A 13959-nucleotide genomic window follows, 5' to 3' on the forward strand; every position below is an offset into this window, starting at 1 on the left:
AGTCACGCTAAGACCGGCGTTCGGGGGCTGCCACTCGAGCGGGCTCGGGGCCCGTCTCCTGGCGCCGGGCGGGGAGCAGGAGCGCGATGCCGGCCGCGAGGAAGGCGAAGAGGGCGGTCCACGGGAAGGTGCGGGCGAAGGCTGCGCACATGCCACCGCCGCGTTGCAGAAGCACGGCGAGCCTCGTACGGGACCGCGGTGAAAACATGCCAAGGCCCGCACCCTCGGGGGAGATGGTGCGGGCCTTGGCTGCCGTCAGGCGGTGTTACCGGGTCTGCTGCGCCGGAACCCCACGGGAGATCGGCTCGTCCTCGGCCGGCGAACCGGCGGCGGCCACGGCCGCACCGGTGAGCGTCGCGAGCATCTCGCGGACGTTCGTCAGCTGGGCGTTGATGCTGTCGCGGCGGTTGGTGAGGGCGGCCAGCTCGCGCTCGGATTCCGAACGGATCCGGTCGGCCTTGGCGTTCGCGTCGGCCACGATGTCCTCGGCCTGGCGCTGAGCCGTCTCCACCGTCTGGCGGGCGCGGCGCTCGGCGTCGGTGCGCAGCTTCTCGGCCTCCAGGCGGAGCTGCTCCGCGCGGTGCTCGATCTCCGCGAGGCGCTTCTCGGCCTTGGCCTGACGGGACGCCAGGTCGCGCTCGGACTGCTCGCGGCGCTTGGCGAGGTTCGTCTCGAAGTCGGCGGCGGCCTGCGCGGCCTTGGCGCGGGTCTCCTCGAAGAGGGCGTCGGCCTCCTCGCGCTTCGACTGCGCATCCTTCTGCGCCTCGGAACGCAGCTGCGAGGCGTCACTCTTGGCCTTCTCGACGATCCGGACGCCCTCGTCCTCGGCCTTGGCCTTGCGCTCCGCAGCGAACGATTCTGCGTCGTTGCGGACCTGCTGGGCCGCCGACTCCGCAAGTTCGCGGTGCTGCTCGGCCGCGCGACGGGCCTCCTCGCGCAGATCCTTGGCCTCTTCCTCGGCGAGGCGGAGGATCTTCTCGACACGCGCGCCGAGACCGGCGTACGACGGCTCTGCGTCGGTTACCTGGGCCTGGGCGTTCTGCGTCTCGAGGTGGAGCTCCTCGATGCGCTTTTCCAGAGCGGTGATGCGGGCGAGAGCGCTGTCACGGTCGGAGACGAGCTTGGAGATTCGTTCGTCCACCTGAGCGCGGTCGTACCCACGCCGCACAAGCTCGAAGCCGTAGGGGGAAGTGTCGCTCATGGGGTTCCTGTCAAATGAGACCGGTGAGGTGATAGGGGGAATCCTAGGGGCCGAAGCGGTGTGTCATCGAGCGGATACGTGTTTGATCTGCAGAATGAGACCCCTTTTGGGTGGCTAACCGGCGGACGGCTTGCCAAAAAATTGGTCAAAGGCCCCAGACGGCCCCCCATTTGGACCTGTCGATCAGCTGTCCGACGGCTTACCCGAACGAGGGGCGCCGACCGTGGCGCCCGCCTTGACGCCACCGTCCTTGCCCGCAGTCGGGGCCTCGAAAGACTCCAACGCCTCCAGGACGTCCTGGACACGGGAGATCTCGGCGTTGATGTCCTCGCGCCGGCGCACCAGGATCTCCAGCTCGCGCTTTCCCTCCTCGACGGTGCGCTTGGCCTCGCGGATCGCCTCGGCCTTGAGCTCCTCGGCCTCCCTCACGAGCGCCGCCTTCTTCTGCTCGGCCTCCTTCAGGAGCCCCTCGGCCTTCTTCACGGCGGCGATACGGACCTTGCCCGCCTCGGAATTGGCCTCCGAGACCAGCTCCTTGGCCTTCGCCTGCGCCTTGGCCAGCTGTTCCTCGGCGGCCTTGATGAGCGCGTCGCAGCGGTCGCCCGCCGTCTTCATCGTCTCCGCGGACTCGCGGCGGGCCCGCTCGTGCAGCGCCTCGATCTCACCGGTGATGCGGTCGCGCAGTTCCTCCGCGCGCTCGCGGATGGAGGTGGCGTCCCGACGGGCGCCGACGAGCAGTTCGTCCGCGTCGGCACGGGCCTTCTCCACCCGGGCGTTGCCCTCGACCGTCGCCTCCGAGACCAGGCGGTCGGCCTCCTTGCGGGCCGCGCCCACCATGGTGTCGGCCTGCGCCTCGGCGTCCGCGGTCGTCTTGTGGGCCTGCTGCTGTGCCTCGGAGAGCAGCTTGTCGGCCTCGGCCGTGGTCTCCGTGATGAGGGTGTCGACCTGCTCTGCAACGTCCCGGCGCCGCTTGCCCGCGTCCTTGCGGGCCTCGTCGAGGGTGCGCTCGGCCTCCTCGCGCGCGGCGTTGACCAGCCGCTCGGCCTCCGCCGCTGCCTCCGCCTTGACCCGCTCCGACTCGCTGCGGGTCCGCTCGGCGTGCTGCTGCGCCGCCCCGACCGTGTCGGCGGCCTCGGCGCGCAGCCGCTCCGCGTCCCCGGTGGCGTCCGCGATGAGCTTCTCCGCCTTGGCGACCGCCTCGGCCCGCACCCGCTCGGCCTCCGCGACCGTCTCGGTGCGCAGTTGGTCGGTGTCCCGGACCGTCTCGGTGGTGAGCCGCTCGGCCTCGCTGCGCGCCTCGGTGATGAGGGCGTCCGCCTGCGTCGCCGCGTCCGAGCGGATGCGGTTGGCGTCCCCGCGGGCGTCGGCCCGGGTGCGCGCCGCCGCCTGGTCGGCCTCGGCGATCGCGTCGGACGCCTCCGTACGCACCCGCTGCGCGTACTCGGCCGCGTCCGAACGCAGCCGCTCCGACTCCGCGATCGCCTCCGCAACCGTGCGCTCGGCAAGCGACTTGGCGGCGTCGGTCTCCTCGTTCGCCTCGCGCCGGATACGGCCCGCGTCCTCGCTGGCCCGCTCCCGCTCGGCGTAGGCGTCGGCGCGGACCCGGTCCGCCTCCTCCTGCGCCTCGCGGCGGGTACGGTCCGCCGCGTGCTCGGCGGCGCTGCGCAGCCCGGTGATCTCCTCCTGGGCCTGCTCGTGCAGCCCGGCCACCGAGTCCCGTACCTGCTGGGCGTGCTGCTCGGCGCCCGAGACCATCTCGTTCGCGCGCCGGTCGGCCTCCTCGACCAGCCGCACGGCCTCGGCCTGCGCCTCCTCCACGCGATTGCGCGCCGAGGCCAGCAGCTCCTCGCTCTGCTCGCGTGCCCGCTCGCGCTCCTGGTCGGCCTCGGTGCGCGCGGCGCCGAGGGTCTCCTCGGCCTCACGACGGCGCCGGTTGGCCTCCTCCTGCGCGGCGGCCAGCGTCTCGGACGCCTCGGTGCCGAGCCGCTCGGCGGCGGCCAGCGCCTCCGCCCGCACCCGGTCGGCGCTCTCCTGCGCCTCCGACTTCAGCCGCTCCGCCTCCGCGGCGGCCTCGGACCGCAGACGTACGGCGATGGCCTCGCCCTCGGCCCGGGATGCGGACGCGTCCGACGCGGCCTCGTTGCGCAGCCGCTCGGCCTCCGCCTCGGCCTGCGCCTGCAGGGTGCGGATCCGCTCGGCGGCCTCGCCGCGCAGCCGCTCGCTCTCCTCGGCGGCCTCGCGGCGGATCCGCGACGCCTCCTCGCGGGCGTCGGTCAGCGCCTGCTCGGCGGCGGCGAGGCGCTCCTCGGCCTCCGTGTGCAGCCGCGTCAGCTCCTCGGCTGCCTCTGCGCGGCGTGCCTCCAGGGCCCGCTCGGTCTCCTCCTGGAGCTCCCGCGCGGCCCGCTCGGCCTCGGCCTTGATGCCCTCGGACTGCTCGACGACCTCCTCGCGGTGCCGCTCCGCCTCCTGACGGGTGCGCTGGAGGGTCTCCTCGGCCTGCCGGCGCAGCGTGGTCGCCCGCTCGATGGCCTCCGTACGGACCTTCTCGCTGTCCGTGGTGGCCTTCTGGCGCAGCTCGTCCGCGTCCTGCCGGGACTTCGCCAGCAGCTCCTCGGCGGTCTTGGCCGCCTCCTCGATCTGCTGTACGGCCTCCTTGCGGGCCTCCGCGCGGATCTTCTCGCCCTCGGCAACAGCGTCGGCGCGCAGCTGCTCGGCCTCGCCGCGCAGCCGGCGCGCCTCCTCCTGCAGCTCGACCGTCTTGGCGCGGTACTCCTTGGTGTCGTCCTTGGCCGCGCCCTTGAGCTGCTCGGAGATGTCGTGCGCCTCGGCGCGCAGCCGGTCCGCCTCGGCCTCGGCCTCCGAGCGGATCCGCTCGGCCTCCTCGGCGGCGGCCTTGGTGGTTTTCTTCGCGTCTTCCTGCGCCCGGTTGAGGACGTCCTCGGCCGTCTTGGCCGCCTTGGACAGCTGGGTCGCGCTCTCCTCGGCCGTGATCGTGCGGGCCTTCTCGGAGGCCTCCGCGACGATCCGCTCGGCCTCGGATCGGGCGTCCGCGACGGCCTGCTCGGCGTCCGACTTGGTGGCCTCGGCCTCCTTCGTGGCCTCCTCGACCAGGCGGGCGACCTGCTCCTTCGCCGTACGCGTGCGCTGCTCGTTCGTCGACTCGGCGCTGGCGAGGGCCTTCTCGGCGGCCGCTGTGGCCTCGGTGACCAGCTTGTCGGCCTCGGCCTGCGCCTTGCGCAGCGCCTCCTCGGCCTCCGCCATGCGCTGCTCGGCGGCCCGGCTCAGCTCCTGCGCCTGGCGGCGGGCGGAGTCCGACTCGGTGGCGGAGGAGTTGCGCAGCTGCTCGGCGTGGTCGGTGGCCTCCTGGGCCTGCGTGGACGCGGCGTTCAGCAGCCGCTCGGCGTCCGCACGCGCCCGGCGCAGCAGCTGGTCCGCCTCCGCGCGGGCTTCCTCGGCCTCGCTCTGCAGCCGCTGCCTGGCCTCGGTCGCGACCCGCTCGGCCTCCGCACGGGCGGCGGCCAGGGCCTGCTCGGCCTCGGCGCGGGACTCGTCGAGCAGCCGGCGCGCCTGGGACTCGGTACGGGCGCGCAGCTGCTCCGCCCAGGCCACGTTCTCGTTGACGTGCGATTCGACGGTCTGCCGGCGCTCCGCCAGCTCCTGGTCCAGCTGCTGGCGGCGGGTGACCGCCTCCTGGTGCAGCTCGGCCTGCAGCCGGGCGGCCTGCTCCGCATGCTCCTGGAGGATGCGCTGGGTCTGCGCCCGCGCCTGGCTGAGCTCGCGCTCGGCGTCCTGACGCAGCTGGTCGGCCTGGATCTGCGCATTCCGCAGCAGCTGTTCGGCCTGGTAGCCGATGTCACCGCCGTCGAAGGAGGGCCGGGACATGATGGTGCGGCGCGCCTCGTGAAGCTTGGCGCGCAGCACCTCGACCTGGTAGCCGAGGTCCTCGGCGTGCTGGATCGCCTTTTCCCGCTCGGTCTTCAGCCGCTCCATCTCGGCCTCGAACCGAGAGAGGTGGTCGACGTCAGCCGCCGGCTCTCGCTCCTGGCGTTCGTAGCCCCGCACTGCGCGGTCCCATCCGTCCCCTGGTCGCAAGTCTGGCCAAACGAGCTCCGTCCATCCGCCGAACGGGGCCCCCGGGGAATGGTGTCAGATCAACGGCGGAGCATGGGCTGCTGCCCCGACGCTCGCCCCCCGAAACCCGGACCCCGGCGTGCGGTCACCCCCCAAATAGCGGCGACCGCCCCCAACCCTACCGGCCCATATGTACGGGGGTCAGTGCTCAGGTGACTCAACAGGCGCCGAAGTGACCAGTTCTGTCAGAACGCCGTGGCAGTCCTTGGGGTGCAGAAACGTGATTCGTGACCCCATGGAGCCGCGTCGGGGCTCTTCGTAGAGAACGCGTACGCCCTTTTCCTTGATCTCGGCCGCGTCGGCGTCCACGTCTGCCGTACCGAAAGCGATGTGGTGGACACCCTCGCCGTTCTTGTCGAGCCACTTGGCGACGGTCGAGTCCGGTCGCGTCGGCTCCAGAAGCTGCAGGTAGGAGGCTCCGCCGTCGGACGTGTCGTTGATCTTGAGCATGGCCTCGCGGACGCCCTGCTCCTCGTTGACCTCGGAGTGGAACACCTCGAAGCCGTATGTGGCCCGGTAGAACTCGACGGTCTTGTCGAGATCGAAACAGGCGATTCCGATGTGGTCGATTCGCGTCAGCATGGTGTTAGTGCAGCGCTCCGGAGGTGGTTACGCAACGTGCCAGCGATCACACCGACTGCCGGGTGACGGCACGGAGTGCCACTCAGTACATTCGAAGTAAACCCTCGTTCACTCCTCGGCAGTGCAGCCGGAAGGGGATCGCAGCTCATGTCTGGATCGAACAGCACCACCTCGGTGATCGTCGCGGGGGCACGTACGCCCATGGGACGACTGCTGGGCTCCCTCAAGTCCTTCTCCGGAGCCGACCTCGGCGGCTTCGCGATCAAGGCCGCCCTCGACCGTGCGGGGATCGGTGGCGACCAGGTGCAGTACGTGATCATGGGTCAGGTGCTGCAGGCCGGGGCAGGGCAGATCCCGGCACGCCAGGCCGCCGTGAAGGCCGGCATCCCGATGAACGTCCCGGCACTCACCGTCAACAAGGTGTGTCTGTCCGGCCTCGACGCCATCGCGCTCGCCGACCAGCTGATCCGCGCCGGCGAGTTCGACGTGATCGTCGCGGGCGGCCAGGAGTCCATGACCAACGCGCCCCACCTGCTGCCGAAGTCCCGTGAGGGCTTCAAGTACGGCGCGATCGAGATGCTCGACGCCATGGCGTACGACGGCCTGACCGACGCCTTCGAGAACATCGCCATGGGCGAGTCCACGGAGAAGCACAACACGCGCCTGGGCATCCAGCGCCCCGAGCAGGACGAGATCGCCGCCCTGTCCCACCAGCGCGCGGCCGCCGCCCAGAAGAACGGCATCTTCGAGGCCGAGATCACGCCGGTGGAGATCCCGCAGCGCAAGGGCGACCCGGTCCTCTTCAGCAAGGACGAGGGCATCCGCGGCGACACGACCGCGGAGTCCCTGGGCAAGCTGCGCCCGGCGTTCACCAGGGACGGCACGATCACGGCCGGTTCCGCCTCGCAGATCTCGGACGGTGCGGCGGCCGTGGTCGTGATGAGCAAGGCCAAGGCACAGGAGCTGGGCCTGGACTGGATCGCCGAGATCGGCGCCCACGGCAATGTGGCGGGCCCGGACAACTCGCTTCAGTCGCAGCCGTCCAACGCGATCCTGCACGCCCTGAAGAAGGAGGGCCTGGAGGTCGAGGACCTGGACCTCATCGAGATCAACGAGGCCTTCGCCGCCGTGGCCGTGCAGTCAATGAAGGACCTCGGAGTTTCAACGGAAAAGGTGAATGTCAACGGCGGCGCGATTGCCCTGGGCCACCCCATCGGCATGTCCGGTGCCCGGCTCGTCCTGCATCTGGCGCTGGAGCTGAAGCGCCGGGGCGGCGGTGTGGGTGCGGCCGCGCTGTGCGGTGGCGGCGGACAGGGTGACGCACTGATCGTGCGGGTACCCAAGGCCTGAACCCTCTCTCCACGTACCTCTCTGAACGGAGCTGTGATGCAGGACGTCTCCACACTCGTCGCCCAGGCGAGGGAAGGCCGGCCGCGGGCCGTGGCCCGGCTGATCTCCCTGGTGGAGGGGGCGTCCCCGCAGCTCAGGGAGGTCATGGAGGCGCTCGCTCCGCTGACGGGCAATGCGTACGTGGTCGGTCTGACCGGCTCGCCGGGCGTCGGCAAGTCGACGTCCACGTCCGCGCTCGTCACGGCGTACCGCAAGCAGGGCAGGCGGGTCGGCGTCCTGGCCGTCGACCCGTCGTCCCCCTTCTCCGGCGGCGCCCTGCTCGGCGACCGCGTGCGGATGTCGGAGCACGCCTCCGACCCCGGCGTGTACATCCGCTCGATGGCGACCCGAGGCCACCTGGGCGGGCTTGCGTGGGCCGCCCCGCAGGCGATCCGGGTGCTGGACGCGGCGGGCTGCGACGTGATCCTGGTCGAGACGGTCGGCGTGGGCCAGTCGGAGGTCGAGATCGCCTCCCAGGCCGACACGTCCGTGGTGCTGCTGGCCCCCGGGATGGGCGACGGCATCCAGGCGGCGAAGGCCGGAATCCTCGAGATCGGTGACGTCTACGTCGTCAACAAGGCCGACCGCGACGGCGCCGACGCCACCGCCCGCGAGCTCAACCACATGCTGGGCCTGGGCGAGTCCCGCGGCCCGGGCGACTGGCGCCCGCCGATCGTCAAGACGGTCGCAGCGCGCGCCGAGGGCGTCGACGAGGTCGTCGAAGCCCTGGAGAAGCACCGCGCATGGATGGAGGAGCGGGGCGTACTGGCGGAACGCCGCCTGGCCCGCGCCTCGCGCGAGGTGGAGACCATCGCCGTGACGGCCCTACGGGAACGCATCGGCGACCTGCACGGCGACCGCCGCCTGAGCGCACTGGCGGAACGGATCGTGGCCGGGGACCTGGACCCCTACCGTGCGGCGGACGAACTGGTGGCGGGGCTGACGCAGGGCTGAGGCGACGTATGGCGTGGCCAACTCCTGGCCCGCGCTGTTACGTTGATGCGCATGTACCTCCTCTTGGCATAGGGCACGCCCAGGCCCGCGTACGGCGAGCGGCAGTCGAACGACGAACCGACTGACTGACTGCACGGCCGCCGCGGCGAACAGGCGTCCCCTTTTCCGCCTCGAGTCGAGGAACTCCCGTGTCTTCCACGCCAGCGGGACGGCCGTCGTATGCCGCCGTCCTCCGCATTCCGCATGCCCGCCGTACTTTCGCCGCCGCCCTGCTCGGCAGGCTGTCGTACGGAATCGTCCCCCTGTCGGTGATGCTCGCCGTGACCCGCGCCTCGGGGTCGTACGCGGTGGCGGGCACCGTCATGGCGCTGTTCGGCGCCACCAGCGTCTTCCTGTCGCCTGCGCGGGCCGCCCTGATCGACCGGCACGGGCCGCGCCGCACGCTCGTCCCGATGGTCACGGCGTATGCGGCCCTGCTCGGGCTGCTCACGCTGCTCGTCCGGCGCCCCGGTGCCGTCTCACCGCTCGTCCTGGGCGCCGTGACCGCCACGGCGGGCGCCTGCACTCCTCCGCTGGGCCCGACCATGCGCGCCGTATGGGGCAGGATCGCCCCGGACCGCGCCCTGTTGCAGCGCGCCTACAGCCTCGACGGCGTCGCCGAGGAACTCCTCTTCGTCTCGGGACCGCTCCTGGTCGGCATCCTCGTCGGCTTCGCTCCACCGACGGCCGGCATCGTCTTCGGCACGGCGCTGATCGTGGCAGGCACGGCCGGGTTCGTCATGTCGCCGGCTGTCGGGGCGGCGAGGGCCGTCGAAGGGGGCACGGGTGGGGGCAAGCGGGATGCGGGCATGCGGGGACGGCTGCGTGGGCTGCTCCCCACGCAGGGCGTGGTCGCGCGGGGGTGGCTGAGGGGGCTTGGCCCCGGGCGGAGTGGCGCAGGGCGGAGTGCGCTGCACGGGCCCCGTTCTGCGTGGGGCGTGGGCGTGGGCGGATGGCTGCGTGGGCTCGTGTCCGGGCGGGGCGTGCTCGTGCGGAGGTCGCGGTGTGAGGTGCTCTGCGAGTCGTGTGCTGTTGGGGGGAGTGCGCTGTGTGGATGCCGTTCGGGGAGGGGTGTTGCCGCGCGGGAATCGTTGCGCGGGCCCCGTTCTGCGCGGGGCGCGGGCGTGGGCGGATGGCTGCGTGGGCTTGTCTCTGGACTGGGTGGTGTGCTGCGCCGAGTCCGTGCCGGGCTGGGTGCGGTCGCGCAGGGGGCGCGGCGCGGGCTGCTCTTCGGGCCGGGGGCTGCTGGGCGGAGTGTGGTGCGCCGAGTCCGTGCCGGGTGGGGTGGGATCGCGCCTGGTCGGCTGCGCGGGCTCAGGCCGGGGGCTGACGGGCGGAGCGTGGGGCGCCGGGTTGGGCTGCGGGGCGGGGCGGGGCGGCCGGGTGTGCTGCGTGGGATTCTGCAGCCCGTTGTTGCTGCGGGTGGTGTCGGGCTGACGCTGGGGGTGGTTGACCTGGTGGTGGTGGCCTTTGCCGAGCAGCGGCACTACGGGGATGGCGCCGTGGCCTGGACGCTGGCTGCGCTGTCGGCCGGGAGTGCGGTCGGCGGTCTGGTCAACGGGGCTGTCCACTGGCGTGTCCCGGCCCCGGTGCGGCTGCCCCTGACGGTGGCGGGCCTGGGGGTGGCGTTGCTCGGTGCCGGGTTCGCCCCCGGGCTCGGCACGCTCGCCGTCGCGCTGGCGGCCGCGGGGTTCTTCGTCGCGCCGACGCTGACCACCGCCTATCTGATCGCCGACGACGCGGCGGCCCCCGAGGCTCGGGTCCGGGCCGGTGCCTGGGTCAACACGGGGGTGAACGCGGGCGGTACGGCAGGCGCGGCCGTGGCGGGGCTCCTGGTGGGAGGGCTGCCGACTGCGTTGTGCTTCACGGCGGCCGGCGCGGCAGCCCTGCTGACGGCCCTCGCGACCGTGCGGCGCGGCCGTGAGCGGAGCACCGTTCGGGCGGTGCCGGACCGGAGCGGCCAGGAGATCGCCCCCACAGCCTGACGACGTGTCAGCCGTCGTTGCCGTACGGAAGTGGCTGGATCGTAAGGGCAGTTGGGGCGAGTGATCGCCATTCTTCGGGACCACCCGAGCACGCCGTACGGCACGGCGGAATGCCGTCCGGACGCACCGGCAGGCGGGGCCGTCTTCGGACTCCGCCTGCCGCTTGCGCCGTTGAACCGCTAGGGGCGTCCCCGCTGCCCGCGCAGGTGCTCCGCGATGGGCTTCAGGGCCTTGTCGAGTTCCGCCATCGCCTCGGGGGACAGCAGGTCGATGAAGTGCCTGCGCACCGACGCCACATGATGCGGAGCGACCTTCTTCATCGTCTCCATGCCGTGCTCCGTGAGGACCGCGTAGAGCCCGCGGCGGTCGGACTCGCAGTTCTCACGGCGGACCAGGTTCGCGTTCTCCATCCGGGTGATCTGGTGGGAGAGGCGGCTCTTGGACTGGAGGGTGGCGGACGCGAGGTCGCTCATCCGCATCCGTACGTCCTCCGACTCGGAGAGGTTCACCAGGATCTCGTAGTCGTTCATAGTCAGGCCGAACGGCTGCAGGTCCCTCTCGAGCTGGTACGTCAACAGCCTGTTGACCTCCAGGTGGGTGCGCCAGGCGCACTGCTCCGCATCGGTCAGCCAGCGCGTGGCCGTCTCGGTCTCCATGAATGAAGTCTACCTAAAATGTTGAAAGGCGAACTAGTGAGGGTGGTGTGATGTCGGCGCGCACACGTTCGACGTCACACTCCGCAGACTACCGCTCACAGCCCGAAGCGACGCTGGAGGTCCCCCAGCTGTCCGGGAAGGCGCGGTGAGCCGGCTTGCTGTGAAGGGCCCGTTTGTGCCCCGCCCCCACCCGGCACCCCGGGCTCCGGCGGAACCGCCCCCGTGGCCTGCTCGGCCATGAGGGTTTCCGAGGACTGGAGCAGGACCGTGCCGGCCCCCACGAACTCGAACTGGTGCTCCTCCCCGGAGGCCCCGCCGAGGCCCGTCATCGCACGTAGACCGCCCATGACACCCGTCAGGTAGCCATGGTCGTAGTGATGGCACGGCGACGGGCAGTCGGCCCAGCCGACGAGCGCCTGCGGGTCCACCCGGATCGGCGGTTCCATGAACACCACCGGACCGTTAGATGCAGCCACGAACTTTCCGGTTCCGATCAGGGTCAGAAAACCCGGAACAATCGATTGCTTGAGCGCGAGACTTGGCTGAAAAGCGAGCAGATTGCCCGAGCGAATGGTCAGGTTGCCGTCTTCGAGGTCGTACGAGTTCACGTCGAAGGCCCGGTCGGCGAGGAGCATCTTGCCCGAGCCCTCCGCCACGACCCAGTCGCTCGCATGCAGTGGCGAATGAAAGGACGTACGGACAAGACGGTCGAGTCGGCCGTGCCCGATGCCGTTGAACTCCATCGAGCCGTAGTAGGCGATCATCTTCCCCTTCTGCAGGAACCACTGGCTCCCCTTGAGCTCCACGCAGAAGGTGTACTTGTTGACGTTGTCGTCCACCGGCAGCGTCATCGGGTCGAAGACCGTCGGGCCGCCCGGGGTGCCGTACGCGCTCACAGCTTCTCCTCCGAGGCCTGGACGTACACCGCGCCGTTGCCGCTGAGCTCCAGCTGGAAGGCCTCGCCGGAGCCGCGGCCCACCATGTCGCGCCAGCCCAGCGCCGTGGACAGCTTGTTGCGTACGTCGCCGTGGTGGGCGACGTACGCCTGCGGGTCGACGTGGACCGGCCGCTGGGGGGTGATCGGGATCTCGAAGACACCGCCGTGGGCCATCACGGCCACCGAGCCTTGTCCCTTGAGGGTGGTCGTGAACAGCCCCTGGCCGGTGACCTGGCCGCGGACCATGCCCATGACCCCGCCCTGCGAGCCCATGAACATCGTGCCCTGCTGGAGCGTGCCCTCGAAGGCGAGCAGACGGTCCGCCTCCACGTAGAGGGTGTCGCCGGTGAGGTTGATGACCTGGACGTGGTGACCGCCGTGCCCGAACAGGACCGTGCCGCTGCCCTCCACGGACATCAGCGGCGTGGCCTCGTTGGCCACGCGGCGGCCGATCATCGACATGATCCCGCCCTGGCCGCCCTGGATGTTGGGGGTGAAGGACACCTCGCCCTTGTACGCGAGCATCGCGCCGCGCTGGCTGAACAGCCGCTGGCCGGGCAGCACCGTCGCCTCGACCATCTTGGAGTTGATCTCACGGAAGGGCATGTCACACATCCCCCGCGATCGTGTTCCGCTCGCTCGGCTGTACGTACACCAGCCCGTCCCCTTCGAACCGGATCTGGAAGGCCTCGCCGCCGCCCTCGCCGAAGAACGTGCGGAACGTCACACCGGACTGGAAGGACTGCCGCAGATTCCCCTGGTGCGCGATGTAGGCGCCGGGGTCCACCGTCAGTGGGTACTGCGCGCTCACCCGCAACACCACCGCCGGGCCGTCCGACATGATCGCCGCCTGGCCGTGGCCCTCGACGGTCGTCGTGAACAGCCCGTTGCCCTGCGAGGCGCCGCGCAGCCCGGTGAAGGTCGTGCCGGTCCTGAGGCCGGCGTCGGTCGCGAGCAGATTGCTCGACTCCACATACAGCTTGTCCCCCTGGAGACTCACGAGATTGATCTCGGAGGCCCGGTCCGCGAACCAGCACGTCCCGTGCCCCTTCACCTCCATCACGGTCATCTGCTCACCGGTGAGCCGCCGGGTCACCATGCCCCGGATGCCCTCACCGCCGCCGCTCATCTTCTTGAAGGCCATCTGCCCGTCGTACGCGACCATCGAGCCGTTCTTCGCCTTCACGGCGTCCCCGGTCATGTCGACGGCGAGCACCTTGCTGCCTTGCAGTCGGAACATCGCCACGCCGTGAAGGTAGCCGCTGGGCGGGTGCACCGCACAGGGCCCGGGGGTGGAGACGCACCCTGACCGCACCCTCAGGGGAACCGTTTGTCACAATAGGCGGACGCTTGTGCGTGCGTTCACAAACCGGCAGACCGACGTCGCAACTCCCGAAGGTGACCCGTGGACCTCAAGACAGCCTCCGCCATCCGCCGCCTCCGACTGATCTCCGTGCCGGAGGGTGTGTCCTGGATCATTCTCTTCAGCTGCACGGTCATCAAGTACGCGATCAACCCCGATGTCGACGTCGCCCGCGTGCTCGGCCCGATCCATGGCGTGCTGTTCATCCTCTATGTGCTCTTCTGGGCCGACGCCTGGAACCGCACCAAGTGGAACAAGGGCAAGGCCGCCCTCTACTTCGCATACTCGATCATCCCGGGCGGTGGCTTCATCATCGAGCGCACACTGCGCCGCGCCGCCGAGGATGAGGTCATCGCGGCTCGCGCGCGCAAGGAAAAGGAAGGGATCGTCAACGCATGATCGTCGCCTTCTCCGTGACGCCCCTGGGTGTCGGCGACGAGGTGGGGGAGTACGTCGCCGACGCCGTCCGCGTCGTACGCGAGTCCGGCCTGCCCAACCGCACCGACGCGATGTTCACCTCGATCGAAGGTGAGTGGGACGAGGTCATGGATGTCGTCAAGCGCGCCGTCGCCGCCGTCGAGGCGCGGGCGCCGCGCGTGTCCCTGGTCCTCAAGGCGGACATCCGCCCGGGAGTGACCGACGGTCTCACCGCGAAGGTGGAGACGGTGGAGCGGTATCTCGCCGAGTAGAGCCTCCAGGGCGTCGTAAGAGCCCTTCGTGTG

At 70.8% G+C, this 13959-nt stretch carries 13 protein-coding genes and 1 pseudogene; 6 read left to right on the forward strand and 8 right to left on the reverse strand.

The features are described from left to right. Positions 1-7: 7 nt before the first annotated feature. From EDD92_RS50045 to mce, 4 genes are all read right to left on the reverse strand, one after another. The gene (locus tag EDD92_RS50045; RefSeq protein ID WP_185124192.1) at positions 8-175 is read right to left on the reverse strand and encodes a hypothetical protein; all 168 of its coding nucleotides are present in this window, start codon (positions 173-175) and stop codon (positions 8-10) included. A gap of 90 nt (positions 176-265) precedes the next feature. After that, positions 266-1201: a cellulose-binding protein gene (locus EDD92_RS31885; RefSeq protein WP_030950047.1), complete on the reverse strand. Its 936-nt coding sequence runs from the start codon at positions 1199-1201 to the stop codon at positions 266-268. Positions 1202-1384: 183 nt separating this feature from the next. Next, the gene (gene scy, locus EDD92_RS31890; RefSeq protein WP_123967517.1) at positions 1385-5263 is read right to left on the reverse strand and encodes a polarized growth protein Scy; all 3879 of its coding nucleotides are present in this window, start codon (positions 5261-5263) and stop codon (positions 1385-1387) included. Positions 5264-5473: 210 nt separating this feature from the next. After that, positions 5474-5914, reverse strand: a complete 441-nt coding sequence (mce, locus tag EDD92_RS31895; protein ID WP_123967518.1) for a methylmalonyl-CoA epimerase — start codon at positions 5912-5914, stop codon at positions 5474-5476. Between the two features lie 147 nt (positions 5915-6061). On the opposite strand from mce, the gene EDD92_RS31900 reads away from it, so the two are divergent. From EDD92_RS31900 to EDD92_RS52175, 4 genes and pseudogenes are all read left to right on the forward strand, one after another. Next, positions 6062-7264 (forward strand): acetyl-CoA C-acetyltransferase, encoded by a 1203-nt coding sequence (locus EDD92_RS31900; RefSeq protein ID WP_030950035.1) that lies wholly within the window; start codon positions 6062-6064, stop codon positions 7262-7264. Between the two features lie 36 nt (positions 7265-7300). Next, positions 7301-8257, forward strand: a complete 957-nt coding sequence (gene meaB, locus EDD92_RS31905) for a methylmalonyl Co-A mutase-associated GTPase MeaB (RefSeq protein ID WP_123967519.1) — start codon at positions 7301-7303, stop codon at positions 8255-8257. A gap of 188 nt (positions 8258-8445) precedes the next feature. After that, positions 8446-9060, forward strand: a pseudogene (locus tag EDD92_RS31910) (MFS transporter); the annotation flags it as partial. Positions 9061-9105: 45 nt separating this feature from the next. Next, entirely contained in the window at positions 9106-10281 is a 1176-nt protein-coding gene (locus EDD92_RS52175) for an MFS transporter (RefSeq protein WP_311736817.1), read from the forward strand. Between the two features lie 179 nt (positions 10282-10460). Here EDD92_RS52175 and EDD92_RS31920 read toward each other — a convergent pair whose 3' ends face one another. The 4 genes from EDD92_RS31920 to EDD92_RS31935 form a co-directional block, all read right to left on the reverse strand. Continuing rightward, on the reverse strand, positions 10461-10937 hold the full coding sequence (locus EDD92_RS31920) for a MarR family winged helix-turn-helix transcriptional regulator (protein ID WP_123967520.1): 477 nt from the start codon (positions 10935-10937) through the stop codon (positions 10461-10463). A gap of 95 nt (positions 10938-11032) precedes the next feature. Continuing rightward, positions 11033-11833, reverse strand: a complete 801-nt coding sequence (locus EDD92_RS31925; RefSeq protein ID WP_123967521.1) for an AIM24 family protein — start codon at positions 11831-11833, stop codon at positions 11033-11035. After that, on the reverse strand, positions 11830-12480 hold the full coding sequence (locus tag EDD92_RS31930) for an AIM24 family protein (protein ID WP_123967522.1): 651 nt from the start codon (positions 12478-12480) through the stop codon (positions 11830-11832). Before EDD92_RS31930 ends, EDD92_RS31925 begins: the two co-directional genes overlap by 4 nt. 1 nt (position 12481) lies before the next feature. After that, the gene (locus tag EDD92_RS31935; RefSeq protein WP_030950024.1) at positions 12482-13114 is read right to left on the reverse strand and encodes an AIM24 family protein; all 633 of its coding nucleotides are present in this window, start codon (positions 13112-13114) and stop codon (positions 12482-12484) included. Positions 13115-13279: 165 nt separating this feature from the next. Here EDD92_RS31935 and EDD92_RS31940 point away from each other — a divergent pair, with 165 nt between their 5' ends. Next, positions 13280-13636: a DUF3817 domain-containing protein gene (locus EDD92_RS31940; RefSeq protein WP_123967523.1), complete on the forward strand. Its 357-nt coding sequence runs from the start codon at positions 13280-13282 to the stop codon at positions 13634-13636. Continuing rightward, positions 13633-13926 carry an MTH1187 family thiamine-binding protein gene (locus EDD92_RS31945; RefSeq protein ID WP_123967524.1) on the forward strand — a complete coding sequence of 98 codons (294 nt, stop codon included), beginning with the start codon at positions 13633-13635 and terminating at the stop codon, positions 13924-13926. The genes EDD92_RS31940 and EDD92_RS31945 overlap by 4 nt, the downstream gene beginning before the upstream one ends. The last annotated feature ends 33 nt before the right edge of the window (positions 13927-13959 follow it).

Source organism: Streptomyces sp. TLI_185 (assembly GCF_003814765.1).
Lineage (GTDB): Bacteria > Actinomycetota > Actinomycetes > Streptomycetales > Streptomycetaceae > Streptomyces.